Source organism: Actinomycetaceae bacterium MB13-C1-2 (assembly GCA_035621235.1).
Classification (GTDB): Bacteria; Actinomycetota; Actinomycetes; order Actinomycetales; family Actinomycetaceae; genus Scrofimicrobium.
This window is the reverse complement of sequence record CP141731.1, coordinates 432,685-451,156: the sequence shown is the minus strand read 5'-3', so window position 1 is coordinate 451,156 and position 18,472 is coordinate 432,685. Positions and strand designations below refer to the sequence as shown.

Sequence of the window (18,472 nt, the reverse complement as noted above, 5' to 3'; positions counted from 1 at the left end):
GGTGGCGCGTCCCTGTTATGTTGCTGTCAGGTGACACCCTCTGCTATTTGGGGCATGAGGGCCGTACTGGCTCCCCTCTCTCAAACTGAGAGGCTCCTATCCAGTCCGCACCAGTTGATCGCGGTTCTCGCGTACATTTTGGCGGCGGAGGCTATCAGGGAGATTTCTACGGATTCCTCGGGGGAATGCGCCAAAAGCAGGTCACCTGGGCCACAGACAACAGCTCGGCTACCTGCGGCTTCGTAGAAAGAAGCATCGGACTGTGCACCAGCTGGAACGGGCTCGGGCTGGTTTCGTGTGCCAAGTTGAGCTGCCACGTCATTGCGTGCTTCAAGGGCTACACGTACGAAATCGGACGTTGGGTCCGTGTAGGCCGGTGGCCAAGTATCAGTCCATTCGAAGTCAGATGGGTGCTCCCGCAACCAGGGGTCTAGAGCTTCCGCCTTTCGGACGTGGTCGGTTATCTCATCCTTGATCTCCTCCGAGGTGTATCCAGGAGGGAATGAAAGTAGGTAGTCAAAGCGAGCTCGGTCAGGGAAGTACGCCGGCGCAGCAAACCCAACATCGGCTTTTAGGGCGCCGGGGTGGATGATGAATGCGCCGGCAGGGAACTGAGGGTGACTCTTGGTGAATCCCCACTGGTCTTCGAGCTGTCTCAATGCTTGATAGACATAGAATCCCTTGTCAATCGCATTAACGCCAACAGAGTCGCCACCTCTGCCCGGGCGGATAGCTTGGTTCCTGGACGCCCAGTGAGTTGACTTACCGCGGACTGTCACGCTGAATAAGTAGTTCCCCGCAGCGGTGTTAGATACGACTAAGGGTGAGTCCGCGGACGAGGTGGGTTCGGCGACCAGGACCGCATCTGGAGTACGAACTTGGGAGAGCAACGCTGAGGTTCCGGCCAGGTGATCCATTGTTTCTTCACCAACTACGGAATGTAATACCAGGTCACCCTTCAACTTCACGCCTGTGAAATTCAGTGCCTTTACTGCAAGCCATCCGGCCACGAGTCCACTCTTCATGTCGGTGGTGCCGAGGCCGAATAGTCTTCCACTCTCTATCCGCGGCTCCAGTTGACCGGCCCGTGTCGGTGCCACAGTGTCGATATGTCCGGCAAACGCAAGAGACCGAGCGGTCGGATCCGATCCGGGTGTTCGTCCCTCGATATTGGGCCTACCGAGCTCCGCTTCCACGCGGGTAATCTGCATCCCGAGAGACTCAAGTCGTTCCTGGAGAAGATTGTTTGCGCGTGCTTCTCCACCTTCCTCGGTGGATCCGTCAACGCCCGGTTGCTTTGGATTGACGCTTCTGATCGAGACCAGCTCTGTCAGAAGCTGAATAGCCTCTTCCAGATTCGCGTCAACGGCATCATCAACGGTCTGCGCTAGGTCGGTTCTTGCTTCACTCATCGCCCTGCCCCCACGAAACCGGTAATTGCGGATACTAGCGAGTTTCGGTCGAACTCCGAGCGCGGTGCGTCCGCCACGACCTGTCCCAGTCGAAGAACCACTATTCGATCGCAAACTTCCAGGACGTGGGGAAGAGTATGCGAAATGAATACGACCCCGAGATCGTTCTTCTTCGCCTGCTCCACGACCTCAAGAACTTCCTCAGATTGCCTAGCGCCGAGATGGTTTGTCGGTTCGTCAAGCAAAATGACTTTGCTTGCCCATGCAACTGCTCGGCCGATTGCTACGGCCTGTCGTTGACCCCCGGAAAGCTCTGCCACGGTTCGTTCGGAGCCGGGCACGGCGATGCCTACACGGGCCAGCTCAGCGTGGGCATCCTTGTCCATCTTCTTGTTGTCGAGGAAGCCCAGCGCACCCAGGATCCCTTTCTTCGTGAGCTCGCGTCCTAGGAAGACATTGGCACTGACGGTCAGGTGAGGACAAAGGCCCGCATCCTGGTAAAGAGTCTCGATTCCGGACTCCAGGGCTTGGGCTGGAGACTCCCATTCCACCCGTTCGCCTTCAAGCAGTAGCTCCCCTGAGTCGGGCCTGTGGACGCCCGAGAGAACCTTTATCAGGGTGGACTTGCCAGCGCCATTGTCGCCCACGAGTCCGACGACTTCCCCGCTGCGGACGGCAAAATCAACGTTCTCAAGCGCGACCACACTGCCGTATCTTTTGCTGATGTTTCGTGCCTCGTATAGAGGCGCGGCCTGTGTCATTGTCCTACCTCAGTCCTTGTTCTTTTGTCCCATAGTCTGAACCGCTACCGCGAAGGCGATTAGCGCGCCAACCACTATCTGCTGTGCGTTAGGCTCAACTCCGACGAGAATCAGTCCGCTTAGTACGCTGGTCGTGATGAGCGCGCCAAGTGCTGTTCCCGTTACTCGCCCACTACCACCGGTCATTGCGGCTCCTCCGATGACGACGGCGGCAATGGCCTGGAGTTCTCCGCCCTTCCCAGTAGCGGGGGAGCCCGATCCGAGTCGGAAATATACGAACATTCCGGCAAGGGAGGCCAAGAGGGATGCGATCAGGTATACCTTCATCAAGTGTCGGTTCACGTTAATGCCTGCAACGCGGGCAGCAAACGAGTTTGAACCTATTGCGTAGGTATGCCTGCCGAACTTGGTCTTGGTCAGGATTAGCGCAAACGATATGAGTATCAGCAGTACACCCACAAGCGGCCATGTGAGAACACCAAGGAATCTGGTATTCCCGATTTGAACGACCGCCGAGGGAGCGCCCGCAATTTGCACGCCACCCGTGATAACCAGGGTGCTGCCGGTGCATGCGCCCATCGTTGCAAGCGTCGCGATGAACGGTGCAAGACCAACCTTTGTGATCAGCAGCCCGTTGATAGTGCCGACTATCAAGCCGACACAGAGGGCTGTCAAGATACCGAGCAAAATGCTCAGAGCGGGTGCCATTCCATTTGCGGTTGTTGCGCGGATCGTCAAGGCGGCACAAACGCCGGAAAGACCTGCGAGTGAGCCGACCGAAAGATCGATTCCTCCGGTGATTATTACGAAGGTCATGCCCGTTGCCATCAGCATAATCGGACCGAAATCTTGGAGGATATTTCCGAAGGCGGCCGTCGAAAAGTAGCGCGGGTTCAGCAGGGAGAAAACCAGAACCATTAGCGCATAGACGACTATCAGCATGACTTCTTGATTTCCAAGAAGCCTCTTCAGTTTCTGTGCCGGGGTGGATGCCTCCTCAATCCTAGCGACGAGGTTTTCAGGTTTTGTATCACTCATTGGGTTCTCACTCGGCGTATTGGTATTGGCGTGTATTGCTCAAGTTGTCGCGGTTCATGATCTCGTTCGGAATTACGACCTCAGGCTCTATCTCGATAGATTCATCGCCTCTGATCGTCGCCACCAGAAATTCGAGAGCAAGACGAGCCTCTTCGGCCGGTTGCTGCGCAACAAGTGCGGAGACTGAACCGTTTTCGAGCTCCTCTACCTGGGTGGAGTAGGCGTCGTAACAGATGAGTGCGGGAGCCTGATCCTCCGCCACTCCATAGAGGGCGGCAACGGCTCCTGTGCACGATGTTCCATCGACCGCAAAGACACCGGCAAGGTCAGGATGTTCCAGCAGCGTAGTGCTCAGGATTGTGGTTGCCTCAGAGGGTTGGCTGTATGCATATTGAACATCAAGTGCTTCAATGCCGGGGTAGTCGTTCTCTAGCGACTCCAAAAACCCTTCCACGCGTTGCGTACCGGTTGTGTTAGTCGGTGAGGCGGAAATAATGAGAACTTTGCCTGATCCGCCGGTCTGAGCATCCATTTCTTCAGCGGCTTTCTGGCCGCCGTCGCGATTGTCGCCCGTGATATGAGAGATCAGGGTTTCGCGGTCATTGACTGTGGTGTCGACGGTAACGACAGGGATCCCCATTTCGGCGGCTCTGTCCACGGCCGGCTGGAGTGCGTCAGCGTCCGTGGGAACCAGGACCAAGCCGTCGATGTCGTCAGCGAGTGCAGCATCGACGAATGGAATCTGCGCTTCGGGTGAGTACTCGTCGGAGGCACCCTGCCAAAGAAGTTCGACATTCAGTTCTTCTGCAGTCGCTTTCGCCTCGATCTCCATCGCCTTGAAGAAGGGGTCAGAGGCAATGCCCGGAATAAACGCTATCCTCAGTCGCTCAGTCGAGCTTGACTCCGACTTCACAACGGTGTCATCACTCTGAGCGGAGGAGGAACTGCTCTCCCCTCCCGACGAACAACCGGTGAGTGCGATCGCAAGTATGCCAGCGGTGGCTAGGGCCGAAAGTTGCAGAGATTTCATTGGTAAGTCCTTCCTTGGCAGGATGCCCGTGTAAGTCCGTTTACTTAGACGCGTAGGTGTAGATACGCGTTTCTTCCAGGTTGTCCTGAGTCATTACAACGTTGGGAACAACGACGCTTGTCGCTGCGGCCTCTTCTCCCTGGATGGCTGCGATTGCGGCTTGCAGTGCCAGACGAGCTTCCTGGCCGGGATCCTGTGCGATTAGGGCTGTGTAGATCCCGTCCTCTAGTTCCTCAACCTGGTTTTGGTAGGCGTCGTAACCGATGAGGACCACGTCGCCTGTTAGGTTGGCGTCGCGAAGTGCTGCGACGGCTCCAACGCCCGCGTTCCCCTCCGCTGAGAAAATCCCCTTGATATCTGGATTGTTCAGAAGCGCCGCTGCCACCTTGGTGGTGGCCTCAGACGGTTGGCTGTACGCGTAGTCAACGCCGACGATTTCGATGGCTGGGAAATTCGTCTCGATTGCTTCCTCGAATCCTTCGACTCGCAGGGTGTCAGTTGTGATGGTAGGTGATCCGGAAATTATGAAGACTTTGCCTTCACCGCCGATCAGCTCGGCCATGGTTTCCGCCGCTTTGGAGCCGCCGTCTTTATTGTCACCGGTGATGTGAGCGACCAAATTGTCCTGGTTAGTCACTGAGGTGTCTACGGTCACCACGGGAATACCCAGCTCGATTGCACGGTCAACCGGCGTCTGGAGCGCGTCAGCGTCGGTTGCCGCGATGATGATGGCGTCCACGCCGTCGGCGATCGCAGAGTCAATGAACGGGAGCTGCGCCTGCGGTGAGTACTCCGCTGAGCTGCCCTGGTAAACGAGTTCAACTCCGAGCGCTGTGGCTTCCTCCTCTGCGGCGATCTCCATCGCTCCGAAGAACGGGTCCGAGGAAATACCCGGGATGAAAGCGATGCGGTACGTCTCGTCAGCCGGTGATGTCTCAGCCCCCGCCGAGTCGGGGCTGGCACTTCCTGACTGGCCATTCGATTCATTCGAGGTGCCTCCAGATGCGCAACCGGCAATGGCCGATGCACCCAAAACGGAAGCTGCGAGTACGGATACTAGTCGGTTTCTATTCGTGGGGGTCATTGGGTCTCCCAACACTTCGTTGTGTACGCAGTCGGTCTTAACTGCTCTAGCTCACGCGTGTGAGGCTACCCATAGTGTCAGACAGCATAGTCTTAATGTCAAACAACAATTTGATAACACGTTTTCAATATCTAGAAGTCAGACTATTCGCTAATACTCCGGTCTAAGAACGATGGGCATCCGTCTCAGCAGCGGGTTTTTGGAGTCGTCTGTTCGGGGTTGGGTACGCCGAACGACTCCCAAGCGGATGGTCCCCCGGATCCGTAACGCCGAGTTACAGCAGCAAATGACACTCAATACCCCGACCTAAAGCAGAATGTTGTTCAATGTGTCTGATTTAGGTTGCTGGTAGTCTGACTGCAAGATATGGTAGTCATACCCCACAAAGAAAGTGAGACAGAAATGGGTTACGACGAGTACAAGGCAGTGTTCGATGTGGCTGCTCAGAACATCCCGGCAATCCGAGAGGCCGTCCGTGATGCCGTGGATAAGAAAGGGTGCGACCGCGTTCTCTTCACGGGGGTCGGGGGCATCATGATGCTGACTCTTCCCTCCGTGGAGTTCATGCGCCGCCAGAATGGGTTCCCGATTCACTATGAGCTGGGCGCGGAACTCCTCGAGGACATGCCCGCCTACATCGATGACAAGACCCTGGTCGTCACTCCGTCCGTTTCTGGAACTACCGCTGAGACGATCGAGTTGATGGCTCGCTTGGGCGAGCTAGATGTCAAAGTTCTAGCGCTCACCGGTAATGCTGATAGCCCGATCGCAAAGGCTGCAACCTACAACGTGACGACCCCGATGGCCGACCCAACTTCGTCCGAGGTTGTCTTCTTGCAGACCTTGGTCGTCGCCCTGGAGTTACTTGGCAAGGACTCGGGCCTTGACGTAGAACGGACATTCGCTGAGTTGCAGAAGGTTCCGAACGTTCTGATTTCCGTGAAGGAACAGTGTGAGCCGACTGCGCGCAAGCTTGCCGAGCATCTTGCTGACCATGATTATCACATCCTTACTTCTGCCGGGAATACCTGGTTCGAGGTCGACTACTACGCAATGTGCATTCTTGAGGAGATGCAGTGGATTCGTACCCGAGCGGTGCATTCCTCTGACTTCTTCCACGGCACACTTGAACTGGTCGAAAAGGGGGTTAGCGTTCTGATTCTCAACGGCCTCGGCCCTATGCGTGCACTCTCCGAAAGGGTCGCTCGGTTCGCCCCGCGTGTTACCGATTCCAGTGTTGTCGTAGACCTCGAGGACTTTAGGCTGGATGGTCTATCGGACAAGACGCAGGAACTCATTGCCCCGGCAATTCTGGCAACTGTTTTTGAGCGCACATCAAAGCAGTTGGAGGACATTCGTAATCACCCGCTGACGACGCGCCGCTACTACAAGAAGATGGATTACTAGAGTTCTGCGTTCAATTTGACTCAGTGTCCCGCATGCCTTGAGCCAGGCGTGTGGGACACTGTTTTGTGCGTTGGTGCTATGAGCATCGGATTTCTTCCGAACTTTTGTCATATAGGACTTATGTCCGGGGTAGTGGTGGTAGCGTGATTGCACCCGCTCTCAGAAGCCCCTCAAGTTCGCCGACGAACTTGAGGGGCGGGAAAGCGTCTACTGCAGATCAGGATAGATAGTCGTCGAAAGACACTCGTCGGGCAGAGCTGCCCGAACCATTAGGGAGAAACAATGACACCTCACGAACACCCACTCAATGGACACCGCACAATTAAGGAATGGCTAGCGCACCCCAAAGGAGGCCCGGTAATCCGCGGTTTCTTTGAACAGGCGGGCGTTGACGATGCCACGATCGAGATGATGAAGTCGCTCCCACTTGGAGGCATGCCCGGTCTTAGCCAGGGAAGATTTTCTCAGGAGCTGGTCGACAAACTGATCCTGGAAGCCAACGACGGCGTCATGCCAGAAGAGGAGCCAGAACTCGGTGCAACCGGTCAGCGCTTCTTCGGGAAGACGGTCATAGTCACAGGCGCGGCATCCGGCATAGGACTTGCGACCCTGAGGCGCATCGTCTCTGAGGGCGGTCGAGTGATCGCCGTCGACATGGCTGCAGAGAAGCTTGAGGACGTTGCCGCGAATGCTCCGGCAGGTACGGTCGTTCCAGTCGCGGCTGATATCACCAAGGATGACGATGTTGCGCGCATCATGGAAGCTGCGGGCCCCAAGGTCGATGGCCTGGCAAACGTTGCCGGCATCATGGACGGGATGATGCCATTGCACGAGACCGACAATGCCCTCTGGGAGCGTGTCATTGCTGTGAACGTGACCGGATCATTTAAAGTCTCTCGCGCCGTTCTTCCACTCATGATCGAGGCGGAAGAGGGCGCCATCGTAAACGTTGCCTCCCAGGCTGCACTTCGAGGCAACGCAGCAGGCACTGCTTATGGCACCTCGAAACACGCCATCGTTGGTATGACAAAGTCGGAGGCGTTTCTCTACGGGCCTCTCGGTATTCGTGTCAATGCGGTCGCGCCCGGCGGTGTCGCCACCGGAATCGAGGGCGCTTTCAAATCGGAGTTCGCGGAGAAGAGGATGGCACCGTTCCTTGCTCTCCTACCACCGATCTCTACGGCCGACACACAGGCGGCGGCAATCACCTGGTTGCTGAGCGATGATGCGATGAACGTAAATGGAATCATCATGCCAACGGACGGAGGCTGGTCCGTTCAGTAGCCCGTTTACCCATATCCACCCACTCGGTAACCGCGCAGACCGGTATTTTCTGTGCAAAGTTGCCCCAGCCCGGACTACTCAGCCATCCGCGCATGTGGAATACGCATGATCACGCTGATGAGTACCACGGCTACAGAGACCAGCCATCCTCGCATGTGGAATACGCATAGATTGGGGAATAGTCCCGGTTACGGATTCAGGGCTTCACGGACTCCTAACAACCCGACGCAGACTCAAAGGAGCGAGGGCTCCATGACCAAAATCCGGGGTGTCGGTGAGCAGACTGTTGCTGACACCCCGAGTTCTGGCGTTTTTGTCCTCGTACAAGATTTCCGGCCAGCTATGCAAAACGCACCGAGAGATCAGGACAAAACGGCTCGGAACTGGAGTCGTCAAACCAGCGGGAGCAAAACGTATCGCGAGAGATCAGGCCAAAATGGCTCGGAACTGGAGTCGTCAAATCAGCGGGAGCAAGACGTACTGAGAAACTGGACGACAAACGGCCTACCCGATCTCAGCGACCTTTCTCGCGTGGATTCTTGCTATGCGAGGTCCAGGGCCTTACGGGCACGGGTTCTCGCATCTTTCGCGTCCCGTGACCCGCGTATCGCATCAGCGGCTTGACGGCACTGGTTCATCGTTACTTGGTCAAGCTGGGCTCCGACGGCGGAGATTGCGCTGGTTGCCATCGACAGACTCGTGATTCCCATACCAATGAGCACACAGGCAAGTATGGGGTCGGCGGCAGCCTCACCGCACACGCCAGCGGGCTTTCCCGCCCTCCTACCGCCCTCGGCGGTTTGCCGAATCAACTCAAGAACCGCCGGTTGCCAGGGGTCGGTGTACTCGGCGAGGTGAGGAGACATCCGATCTGCAGCCATCGTGTACTGGGTTAGGTCGTTGGTACCGATCGAAACGAAATCGACCACCTCAAGGAACTGATCAATGAGCACCACTGCCGCGGGAACCTCAATCATGACTCCAGGGACCAGGTCGCGCTCCCGACAGAGCCCGGCAAACCACTCGGCTTCGGGGAGCGTTGAGACCATCGGAGCCATTACCCAGACGGCAGTGCCGGGTGATGTTTTCTTGGCCTCAGCTATTGCGTCGAGTTGATGGAACATGAGCTCGGGATTGTGCCCTGTTACCCGTATGCCTCGGACCCCGAGCGAGGGATTGAACTCTTCGGTGAGAGTCGCGAACGGGACAGGCTTATCGGAACCGGCATCGAGGGTGCGAACCACAACTTTTGAATCAGGAAACGCCTCGAACACGGCGGCATAGTCGGTGGTCTGCTCCTCAACAGTTGGTTCAGTGGCCGTATCAAGGAACAGTAACTCGGTTCGGAACAGGCCGATTCCTTCCCCCTGACTCGCGGCGGCCTTCTGAGCGGTCGCGCTGTCCTGGACATTGGCCAGGAGTTGAACAGGAACTCCGTCTGCAGTCCGAGCCGGCCCCCGCCAGGCACGAATTAGCTCCAAGCGTTCCCGGTCTTGCTCCACCAGTTTTGCCGCTTCGTCTGCATCCACTCCGGTAGTTATCGTTCCCTCGGAAGCGTTTACCAAAACAGGAGTCCCATCGGCGATCTCACTAAGTCGGCGCGCGGCCACGATACATGGGATCGAAAGCTGCCGCGCGATGATTGAAGTGTGCGAAGTTGGACCCCCACCCTCCGTCACAATTGCAACGTAGTTCGCCGGATCCAAGCCCGCCGTGTCAGCCGGGGAGAGGTCGTCTGCTAGAAGCACTACCGGGTAGTCAGCCACGGGAACTCCCGGTTCCGACTGTCCCTGCAGCCGGGCGATCACCCTGTCCCTGATGTCACGAAGATCCGTTGTGCGCTCAGCCATAAGACCACCGGTTTTCTCGAACATGTCGATGAAGGTGTCCGTAGCGGCCATCGTTGATTGAATAGCGGGAACCCCAGACATGATCGACTTTTTGATCATTCGAGCCCAACCTCGGTCAGTGGCTAAACCAGCCGTCATTGTGAGAACTTCTTTGGCTGGTCCGCTAGCTTTTTCGGCTCTACTCTTCAGGCTGTTTGCCACGGCTTCGGCCGCCTTAGAGAAGCTCTCCGCCTCCGCCTCCCGCCGGTCGTCAGGTACTTCCGGAGCAGTTGAAGGGGGAAGTTGCGGCCTGCGGGTCCATGCTGCCGGCGCGTATGCGAATCCCTCTACAACTGGAGTCCCCTCGATAACAAACGGTGCGCTTGTTGGATCCTGGCTCACGGTGTTTTCCCTTCGCTAGGCAAGAAATAGCCGAGTAATCGATCCGGGTCACGGGTCGCGAGTTCCACATAAGCGGATCTCTATCGGAGCCTCCTTGCTCGGTAAGATGATGATTTAAAGGATAGCCCGGCGGAGTCGACACGGGTGATGCCGCCGAAGCTCCGCGAAAAGACGAAAGAGAACTCAATGGCACAGAAAACCGTCAAAGTTGGCTCTAGAGTCGGTCTCCACGCACGCCCCGCCTCCCTGGTGGCGGACAGGGCATCGGACTATAACGAAGAGATACTAATAGCTGTTGAGGGTGGGGACCCGGTTGACGCAACTTCCCAAATGATGATTATGACCCTGGGCGCTGACCACGGAGACAAAGTAGTCATCGAATCGGAGAATGAAGAGGCAGTCGAGGTGCTGGCTGCGATGATCGAGTCCGACCTGGACGCCTGAAGAAGATTCGGTCAAACCTAGAGTCTCAGCTTGGTTCGAGAAACGGTTCTATCAAGCTAGGTTGATACGCGTCCCCTTGATACACCTCCCCTTCAGACCGAGAGATTCATCGGGCGTGATAGTAGTCGTTCAATTCTCTCTGAAAGTCAGCCGCTTCACCGTGGTGGGGCTACGGGATAAGGTCGGTTTCCATGCGACCCGCCCGCAGCAACAAGCTTGGCAGAGCGGTTCCCTTTACCGAGGCGAGTTGCTCGGCCTGAGTTCTGCACGAGTAACCGTCGGCCAGATAAATGGAACCCGCTGTCGCATTGCCTAACGACGGAAGCAGTTGGTTTTCGGCAACGGCCACCGAAATCTCGTAGTGTCCCTTTTCCATCCCGAAGTTACCGGCAAGACCGCAGCACCCAGCGAGCGCCTTAACCTCGGCTCCCAGTCCCTCCAATAGGGCCATGTCCTTGTCGTAACCCATGACCGCATGCTGATGGCAGTGAGGCTGAGCGATAATCTGTGTTCCGTCAAGGCGATGGTCATCAAACCATTCGGGTTCCGGGCCTAGTTCAGGATCAGTGAGCAACTCAGCGAGCGTCATGGTCATGGACGCAACCGCATGGGAACGAGGGTCATCTGGCAGCAGTTCTACCAGATCACTTCGCAACACTGCGGTACACGAGGGTTCGACGCCGATAATCGCTACCCCCTTCTCTGCGGCGGGCCCTAGGACGTCCAACGTCTTTAGGAGTCGTCTCTTCGCACCATCCAACTGTCCGGTCGAGATCCATGTCAGTCCGCAACAGGCATCGGACGAGGGAATACGAACCTGGTATCCGGCCTCCTGCAATAGGTCGACCATGTCGCGTGCGGCCGTTGGATCAAGGTATTCGCTAAAGGAGTCGGCCCAGAGAATAACGTCGCGCTTGGTGGCTACCGCAGCTGAAGTCTTCCTTCGGCGGAACCAGCGACTGAATCTCTGCGTGGTGAAACCCGTCATCTGTCTGCGTGAATCTAGACCTGATACCCAGAACACCGCCTTGCGAATCGGAGAAACGCCCATCGCCCAGTTCGCAACTTGGGCGATAGGAGGCACGGCGGTCACCAATGAGGACCAGCGAGGCAACTGTCCCAGAACATAGTGGTTCATTGGGCGTATGCGTCCGGAGTACTTCTGATACAGCACTTCGGACTTGTACATTGACATGTCGACACCGGCGGGGCAGTCGGTGCCACACGCCTTGCACGACAAACACAGGTCCAGTGCTTGTTCGACCTCCGGGGCATCCCACGTCCGTCCAAACGCGCCCCTTGCCATGTCTTGAAGTACGCGAGAACGACCGCGGGTTACGTCCTTCTCGTCCTTGGTTGCCTGGTACGAGGGACACATAAAGTCGCCGATGCCGAAGTTGTCGGCGCGGCACTTCCCTACCCCGACGCAACGGTGAACGGCATTGGTGAAGTCACCGCCGTCCTCCGTAAACGAAAACCCCTTTGCTCGGATCGGTTTTGCGCCGGGTCTACGAAGCGAGTTGGTGATTGGTTCCGGGTCCACCAGAACACCGGGGTTGAGGAGGTTCTGGGGGTCAAAGAGCCCTTTGAACTGTTCGAAGACCCGAATCGCCTCGTCCGAGTACATGTGCGGAAGCAATGCTCCGCGAGCACGACCATCTCCGTGTTCACCGGAGAGGGAACCACCGTAACTTCCGACAAGGCGGGCGGCATCTTCCATGAACGAGCGGAACCTCGGAACATCGTCCTGCTCTTCCAGAGGTAGGTCAATCCTGACGTGAATGCAGCCGTCACCGAAGTGACCGTAGGGAAGTCCGGTGAGAGAGTACTGGTCCATCAGCGCGTCAAAGTCACGGAGGTACGGCCCGAGATTTTCGGGTGGAACTGCGGCATCTTCCCATCCCGGCCAGGCCTGGTTCCCGTCCGGGGTCCGCCCGGCCAGGCCAACTCCATCGGCCCGGATACGCCACAGTGCCGCGGCTTGTTCCGCGCTTTGAACGACGCGATGGTCGAGTGCACCGGAGGCCGCGACCAGTTCGTCGGCCGCGCGTAGTGCACTGCGGACCTGTACGCCCTCATCCGCATTTTCGTCGTCAGGAGATGGGCCAACTTCGCAGAACAACCAACCTCTTCCGCGAGGAAGGTCAGGGACGGAGTCGTTGTGGCGGCGCACCACCTCGACCAGCCTGGAATCCATGCCTTCAATGGCGAGGGGATTAAAAAGAAGGAGTGCGGTCACCGCCTCAGCGGCCGCCACCATGTCCGAGTATCCAAGGACGACCAGGATGCGAGCACCGGGAATAGGGTGCAGATTGACGGTTGCCTCAAGCAGTGTGACGCAGGTGCCCTCCGTGCCAACCAGGGTCTTTGCGAGGTCGGTTCCACGTTCGGGAAGGAGATGTTCAAGTGAGTAACCGGAGACCTGCCGACCGAACCTGCCGAGCTCGGTGCGAAACAGGGCGAGATTCTGTGAGACTAACTGGCTCAGGCCGGGAATTAGGTCCAGTTGCGATTTGCCGGCCCCAGCCATGAAGCGGCGTCCGAGGCCATCGACTACGTCTGCCCTCACCACATTATCTGAGGTCTTTCCGTACTTAAGCGCGTGCGGGCCGCAGGCGTTGTTTCCAATCATTCCACCGAGCGTGGCTCGGTTCTTGGTGCTGGGGTCTGGGCCGAACCAAAGTCCTTCGGGGGCGGCAGCGTTCTGAAGATCTGAGAGGATCACTCCAGGTTCTAGCCGAGCCAGGCCGCTACTGGAATCGATGTCGAGCACCCGGTTCATGTAACGGGAGAAGTCGATTATCACACCGGGTCCGACTGCGTTTCCGGCGACCGAGGTTCCGGCTCCGCGCGAGGTTATGGGGACTGCGAGTTCACGTGCGACTTCGAGCGCGCCGATAACCTCGTCCTGACTCCTCGGGAACGCGACCATCCGAGGTGGGACTCGATAGTTCGAGGCGTCCGAAGAGTACTCTGCGCGTCTGCGACTGGAATCATCCACCTCGACCACGTCGGAGAGTTGACGGTACAGCTCGGAATCGGAAGACAGCAACGCTGTGCTCCGAGTCTTCTCCGCTCCTGTTTCCACCCCGTTATTCTCACACTGTGGCCGGGTGAATGTGTTCGCGTCCACCTTGGGAATGTCTGCTTCGTCCGTGGATTGCTAGGACGACCACAGGTTTGCAAAGATGATAGGCCAGGTCCAGCGAAGCACAGATAGACTGGACTATCTGGCAGTTTGCGGCAGTCGTTCGCAGGCAAAACGAAGGGTGGAAGTATGACGGTTATTGGAGCATCAAGCTTGGACGTCTATCCTCTCTGCCTCGGAGGTAACCCGTTCGGCTGGACGGCCGATGAATCGGCCTCGCATGCGGTACTTGACGAGTATGCAGATGCGGGCGGAAATTTCCTAGACACGGCCGATGTGTACTCTGCGTGGCAAGAGGGCAACAAGGGCGGTGAATCAGAGACGATCATCGGTTCGTGGCTCAAGAATCGGAAGCGGGACGAGGTTGTGCTTGCGACGAAGGTCGCCAAGCTCCCGGGATACCGCGGCCTTTCGGAGAAGAACGTTCGTACCTGTGTCGAGGCTTCGCTCCGGAGGTTGCAGACCGAGTACATCGATCTCTATTACGCTCACGAGTTCGATCCCAACGTAAGCCTTGAGGAATCAGTTGCGGTCTTCTCTAGTTTGCAGAAAGAGGGCAAGATTCGGGAGGTTGGACTCTCAAACTTCACGGCGCAACAGATTAGAGACTGGATAGCCGAGACACAGCGACAGGGTGTTCAGGCCCCCGTTGCTGTACAACCGGCATACAACCTCGTTTGGAGAAGGTCTTTCGAGTCCTCTCTTGAAGCCGTTTGTAAAGAGTTCGATCTTGGAGTTATTCCATACTGGTCGTTGGCATCGGGTCTGCTGACCGGCAAGTACCGCTCGCAGGAAGACATTACAGGGGCGCGGGAGAGTTCTTTGAAGCGTCAGGCTAGCCCGCGTGCGTTCGAGGTAATCAATGTGGTTAGAGAGATCGCGGCCGAACATAATGTGGAGCCGTCATCGATTGCGATAGCCTGGCTGCTAACTCGTCCGACAATCACCGCCCCTCTTGCTTCGGCTCGTGTGCCGGAGCAGGTGCCGCCGGTGCTTGAGGGAGTGACTTTGACGCTTACTGAGGAAGACGTGATCCGTCTGGACGAGCTCTCGGAGGGATTAGGCAATGACGACTAACCTGTCGAGGACTCATCGAGGGGAAACAAGGAAAGGACGACTCTGTGGCTAAGATGCGTGGGCCCGTGGTGATCCTGGGTGGACACGGTCAGATCGGTCAGATCCTCACCCGACAGCTGGTTGCTAAGGGAATTCCGGTCCGCTCGGTTATCCGGAAGGGAAGACAGGTAGCGACCGTCGAAGAACTGGGCGCGGAAGCAGTTATTTTCAACCTTGAGGCGCTAAACGCGAGCGATTTGGCAGGGGTCTTCAAAGGCGCGTCGGCCATTGTTTTCGCGGCCGGTGCTGGACCGGGGTCTGAACCCCGTCGTAAACGTACGGTGGATTACGGTGCGTCGGTGCTGGGGCAGAGGGCAGCCATGGAAGAGGGCGTATCTCGGTTCATACAGATTTCCGCATATGGGCTGCAGTTCCCGGTTGAAGATGATGCCTCCGATAACTGGCGCGAATATGTGCGGGCGAAACGAGATGCGGACCTTGAACTCATGGAGTCGACCCTGGACTGGACAATCGTACGTCCCACAAGGCTGACTAACGATCCGGGCCGGGGGACGATCTCCGCGGGTCTTGATGTCCTAGCGGACGAAAATCCGCTACCCATTCCTCGTGAGGACGTCGCCAGCGTGGTTGTGGCTTTGTTGGAGGGCAATGATCTGCTGGTTCGGGAGTCAATTGATATCGCCGGTGGCGACACTCCGGTTGATCGCGCTCTGGCAGAGCTGACTTGGCTCAACCCCTGAGTCAATCTGCACTGCTGTTGCTGACGCGCTCACGCGCCAGGTATCCCCGAACTGATCGAGGTCTGCTCGTGAGCGGATCTCCGCATCCTTGATGATGAGCGGTTGGAGGCAAAGCCGGACCAAAATAGGGCACAACTGTCATCAACGTCGGAGATGGTCGATAGGGTTGGGGAGTGCAATCCGTAACCGAGTGGTTTCCCCAGTTTGTCGCGGTCCTTATGCAATGGCTACCGCTAGCGATCTTGGTCGCCATCCCGGTGGTTATGATCATTCGCGATCCAAGACGGATGCGGTGCGCATTGCTGTCGACGTTCTGGGTGCTCCTTGCTCTGCAGTATCTTTTGGCCGACGCGGTGAATTGGATTGCGAAGCTACTAAAGCTTGAGGACATGACCTATGTAACCCTGGGCGTGCTGGTATTGGGATTCTTAATGGTCTTGGGGGTCGCGTTTTTCCTCGTTTGGGCGGGAATTGTGCTGCTAAAACGCGAGGGTGTGTCAGTAGCTCATTCGCTTTCTCTGGTTTTAGGGCTCGGGGTTCTTGGCTATCTTGCGCTGGTTCTTCTCTCAGTTTTCCAAAGCCTGACCGATTTGGCATTCCTGCTGATCATGCTGGGGATACCGATCTTGCTATTCTCGTACGTGCTGATCAGCTACATTCTCTACTCAGCGGTCTATGGTTTTGTGGCAAAGCGATGGGGCAAACCCGGCCAGTCGACCGTGGTCCTTGGGTCAGGTCTAATCGGTGATCGAGTACCACCACTCCTGGCGAGGCGTGTTGATCTCGGTGTTGCGAGCTTTCGGAAGTCCTGGAGTCGCTGGGATGATCCGGCACTGGTGATGTCCGGCGGTCAGGGATCTGACGAGGCAACCAGTGAGGCTGCGGCAATGATGATCTATGCCGAAGACGCTCATCCTTTGCTCCGGGAACTACCCGAGGGCGCGACACTGTTTGTTGAGGACAGGTCGGTCAACACTGAGCAGAATCTGCTCTTTAGTCGGTCCATTCTGGAAGAAAACGGACGCACAGATCGGTGGACGGTAGTCACCTCGAACTTCCATGCGTTTCGCGCTGCGAACCTGATGAGCAGACTCGGGATCAGAGGAAATGCGATCGGAGCCGGGACCCGTTCGTACTTCTGGGCTAGTGCCAAGCTGCGAGAGTTTGCGGCCATGCTGGCAATGAACAAGAAGGCCACAATTTTCTTCGCAGTCGTTTCGTTCATTCCGTTCCTAGTGACCGCATACTCAAGAATCTTCGGATAGGTGAGTTTGAGTTGTGCCCGCACCGCTGCTCGGGGCAACATATCTGTTAAGACTTCAACTTCGAAGGCCCCAATGACGAAGGATGGCACATGACCTATACCCTGGTATTACTACGCCACGGCGAAAGCGAGTGGAACGCGAAGAACCTGTTCACCGGCTGGGTTGACGTCCCACTTTCTGAGAAGGGCGTCGAAGAAGCCAAGCACGGTGGAGAGTTACTGAAGGAAGAGGGAGTCCTCCCTGATCTTCTATTTACGTCTATGTTGCGCCGCGCGATCACTACGGCGAACCTGGCACTTGACGCAGCGGATCGTCACTGGATTCCAGTCGAGCGGAACTGGCGTCTGAACGAGCGTCACTATGGGGCTCTTCAGGGTCTGGACAAAAAGGCGACTCGTGACAAGTACGGTGAGGAACAGTTCATGGAATGGCGTCGTTCCTACGACACCCCGCCTCCTCCGATCGAGCCGGGTTCCGAGTTCAGCCAGGATGGCGATCCTCGTTACGCGGGTGACCCAATTCCGCAGACCGAGTGTCTGAAGGACGTCCTCGAACGCATGCTTCCGTACTGGGAGGACAGCATCGTACCGGCACTGCAAACGGGGAAGACGGTGATGGTTGCAGCTCACGGAAACTCGCTACGCGCGATCGTGAAGCACCTTGACGACATCTCTGATGAAGACATCGCTGGGTTGAACATTCCCACGGGTATCCCGCTGGTTTATGAACTGGATGAGGAAACACTGAAGCCGATTAAGAAGGGTGGGCGCTACCTCGACCCTGATGCACAGGCGAAGATTGACGCGGTGGCGAACCAGGGTAAGTAGGCGCTAGCTAAAAACGAGAATCTGGTCCCGCTCGAAGTGTCGAGTGGGACCAGATTTTTGCCAAGAACACGACGTTGCGGGTGGCTATGCGGATGGCTGAACTCAGAAACTACTTCAGTTGGTAGAATATGTGAGGAAAATTATCGCCTGGCCTGAGAGCGGGAGCCCAAAAGCATGACCTTCAAAGTTGGGGAGACAGTTGTCTATCCTCATCACGGCGCAGCCCTGATCGAAGAAATCATCACTCGTGAGTTCAAGGGTGAGGACAAGACTTACCTAGTTCTTCGTGTCGATGACGGGGATCTGACTATCCAGGTCCCGGCCGAAAACGTCGACCTGGTTGGTGTACGCGACGTGGTCGACGAGAAGGGCGTTGAGAAGGTCCTAGGCGTCCTGCAGGAAGTGGACGTCGAAGAACCGCCGAACTGGTCGCGTCGCTTTAAGGCGAATCAGGAAAAGATTGCCTCGGGCGACATCGTTCGTGTTTCTGAGGTCGTTCGTGATCTCTACCGACGTGACGCCGACAAGGGTTTGTCGACCGGTGAAAAGCGAATGTTGTCTAAGGCTCGGCAGATTTTGACCTCCGAGATCGCGTTGGCGCGGGATGAGGACGAGGAAGCGGCGACCGAGTTCCTCAACGGTGTACTCGACAAAGGTATCGAGATGGTGAGCGGATCTGAGGAGAAGGGCGAGGACTAGCCGGTCTTCGCTTAGGGCGGCAACC

The 18,472-nt window shown here is 57.0% G+C and carries 15 protein-coding genes; 8 read left to right on the top strand and 7 right to left on the bottom strand.

Annotated elements, in window-relative coordinates:
* Positions 1-80: 80 nt before the first annotated feature.
* The 5 genes from U6G28_01825 to U6G28_01805 are packed head-to-tail and all read right to left on the bottom strand — an operon-like array spanning position 81 to position 5,325.
* Positions 81-1,412: a M20/M25/M40 family metallo-hydrolase gene (locus U6G28_01825; GenBank protein ID WRS30455.1), complete on the bottom strand. Its 1,332-nt coding sequence runs from the start codon at positions 1,410-1,412 to the stop codon at positions 81-83.
* Entirely contained in the window at positions 1,409-2,173 is a 765-nt protein-coding gene (locus U6G28_01820) for an ATP-binding cassette domain-containing protein (GenBank protein ID WRS30454.1), read from the bottom strand. The genes U6G28_01825 and U6G28_01820 overlap by 4 nt, the downstream gene beginning before the upstream one ends.
* Positions 2,174-2,182: 9 nt before the next feature.
* Positions 2,183-3,211, bottom strand: coding sequence for an ABC transporter permease (locus U6G28_01815; GenBank protein WRS30453.1), 1,029 nt, complete (start codon positions 3,209-3,211; stop codon positions 2,183-2,185).
* 7 nt (positions 3,212-3,218) lie between these two features.
* Positions 3,219-4,241 (bottom strand): ABC transporter substrate-binding protein, encoded by a 1,023-nt coding sequence (locus tag U6G28_01810; GenBank protein ID WRS30452.1) that lies wholly within the window; start codon positions 4,239-4,241, stop codon positions 3,219-3,221.
* Between the two features lie 40 nt (positions 4,242-4,281).
* Positions 4,282-5,325 (bottom strand): ABC transporter substrate-binding protein, encoded by a 1,044-nt coding sequence (locus U6G28_01805; protein WRS30451.1) that lies wholly within the window; start codon positions 5,323-5,325, stop codon positions 4,282-4,284.
* 402 nt (positions 5,326-5,727) lie between these two features.
* On the opposite strand from U6G28_01805, the gene U6G28_01800 reads away from it, so the two are divergent.
* Together U6G28_01800 and U6G28_01795 are read left to right on the top strand one after the other, a co-directional pair.
* A complete protein-coding gene (locus tag U6G28_01800) occupies positions 5,728-6,732 on the top strand; it encodes an SIS domain-containing protein (protein ID WRS30450.1) in 1,005 nt (334 codons plus the stop codon).
* Between the two features lie 282 nt (positions 6,733-7,014).
* Positions 7,015-8,016 carry an SDR family oxidoreductase gene (locus tag U6G28_01795; GenBank protein WRS30449.1) on the top strand — a complete coding sequence of 334 codons (1,002 nt, stop codon included), beginning with the start codon at positions 7,015-7,017 and terminating at the stop codon, positions 8,014-8,016.
* Between the two features lie 542 nt (positions 8,017-8,558).
* Here U6G28_01795 and ptsP read toward each other — a convergent pair.
* Entirely contained in the window at positions 8,559-10,247 is a 1,689-nt protein-coding gene (ptsP, locus tag U6G28_01790; protein WRS30448.1) for a phosphoenolpyruvate--protein phosphotransferase, read from the bottom strand.
* 186 nt (positions 10,248-10,433) lie between these two features.
* On the opposite strand from ptsP, the gene U6G28_01785 reads away from it, so the two are divergent.
* Positions 10,434-10,691, top strand: coding sequence for an HPr family phosphocarrier protein (locus U6G28_01785; GenBank protein WRS30447.1), 258 nt, complete (start codon positions 10,434-10,436; stop codon positions 10,689-10,691).
* Positions 10,692-10,860: 169 nt separating this feature from the next.
* Here U6G28_01785 and U6G28_01780 read toward each other — a convergent pair whose 3' ends face one another.
* Positions 10,861-13,779, bottom strand: coding sequence for an FAD-linked oxidase C-terminal domain-containing protein (locus U6G28_01780; protein WRS30446.1), 2,919 nt, complete (start codon positions 13,777-13,779; stop codon positions 10,861-10,863).
* Positions 13,780-13,968: 189 nt separating this feature from the next.
* Here U6G28_01780 and U6G28_01775 point away from each other — a divergent pair, with 189 nt between their 5' ends.
* The 5 genes from U6G28_01775 (at position 13,969) to U6G28_01755 (ending at position 18,447) form a co-directional block, all read left to right on the top strand.
* Entirely contained in the window at positions 13,969-14,916 is a 948-nt protein-coding gene (locus U6G28_01775) for an aldo/keto reductase (GenBank protein ID WRS30445.1), read from the top strand.
* Between the two features lie 53 nt (positions 14,917-14,969).
* Complete coding sequence (locus U6G28_01770) at positions 14,970-15,656, top strand: NAD(P)-binding oxidoreductase (protein WRS31176.1); 687 nt, start codon at positions 14,970-14,972, stop codon at positions 15,654-15,656.
* Between the two features lie 173 nt (positions 15,657-15,829).
* Complete coding sequence (locus U6G28_01765) at positions 15,830-16,921, top strand: YdcF family protein (GenBank protein WRS30444.1); 1,092 nt, start codon at positions 15,830-15,832, stop codon at positions 16,919-16,921.
* A gap of 89 nt (positions 16,922-17,010) precedes the next feature.
* Positions 17,011-17,748: a phosphoglyceromutase gene (locus tag U6G28_01760; protein ID WRS30443.1), complete on the top strand. Its 738-nt coding sequence runs from the start codon at positions 17,011-17,013 to the stop codon at positions 17,746-17,748.
* 174 nt (positions 17,749-17,922) lie between these two features.
* On the top strand, positions 17,923-18,447 hold the full coding sequence (locus U6G28_01755) for a CarD family transcriptional regulator (protein WRS30442.1): 525 nt from the start codon (positions 17,923-17,925) through the stop codon (positions 18,445-18,447).
* Positions 18,448-18,472 lie beyond the last annotated feature (25 nt).

What these genes read in the sequence shown, in the direction of transcription:
- U6G28_01825 (WRS30455.1), bottom strand. Translation starts at nt 1,412, where the DNA reads ATGAGTGAAGCAAGAACCGACCTAGCGCAGACCGTTGATGATGCCGTT.
- U6G28_01820 (WRS30454.1), bottom strand. Translation starts at nt 2,173, where the DNA reads ATGACACAGGCCGCGCCTCTATACGAGGCACGAAACATCAGCAAAAGA.
- U6G28_01815 (WRS30453.1), bottom strand. Translation starts at nt 3,211, where the DNA reads ATGAGTGATACAAAACCTGAAAACCTCGTCGCTAGGATTGAGGAGGCA.
- U6G28_01810 (WRS30452.1), bottom strand. Translation starts at nt 4,241, where the DNA reads ATGAAATCTCTGCAACTTTCGGCCCTAGCCACCGCTGGCATACTTGCG.
- U6G28_01805 (WRS30451.1), bottom strand. Translation starts at nt 5,325, where the DNA reads ATGACCCCCACGAATAGAAACCGACTAGTATCCGTACTCGCAGCTTCC.
- U6G28_01800 (WRS30450.1), top strand. Translation starts at nt 5,728, where the DNA reads ATGGGTTACGACGAGTACAAGGCAGTGTTCGATGTGGCTGCTCAGAAC.
- U6G28_01795 (WRS30449.1), top strand. Translation starts at nt 7,015, where the DNA reads ATGACACCTCACGAACACCCACTCAATGGACACCGCACAATTAAGGAA.
- U6G28_01785 (WRS30447.1), top strand. Translation starts at nt 10,434, where the DNA reads ATGGCACAGAAAACCGTCAAAGTTGGCTCTAGAGTCGGTCTCCACGCA.
- U6G28_01775 (WRS30445.1), top strand. Translation starts at nt 13,969, where the DNA reads ATGACGGTTATTGGAGCATCAAGCTTGGACGTCTATCCTCTCTGCCTC.
- U6G28_01770 (WRS31176.1), top strand. Translation starts at nt 14,970, where the DNA reads ATGCGTGGGCCCGTGGTGATCCTGGGTGGACACGGTCAGATCGGTCAG.
- U6G28_01760 (WRS30443.1), top strand. Translation starts at nt 17,011, where the DNA reads ATGACCTATACCCTGGTATTACTACGCCACGGCGAAAGCGAGTGGAAC.
- U6G28_01755 (WRS30442.1), top strand. Translation starts at nt 17,923, where the DNA reads ATGACCTTCAAAGTTGGGGAGACAGTTGTCTATCCTCATCACGGCGCA.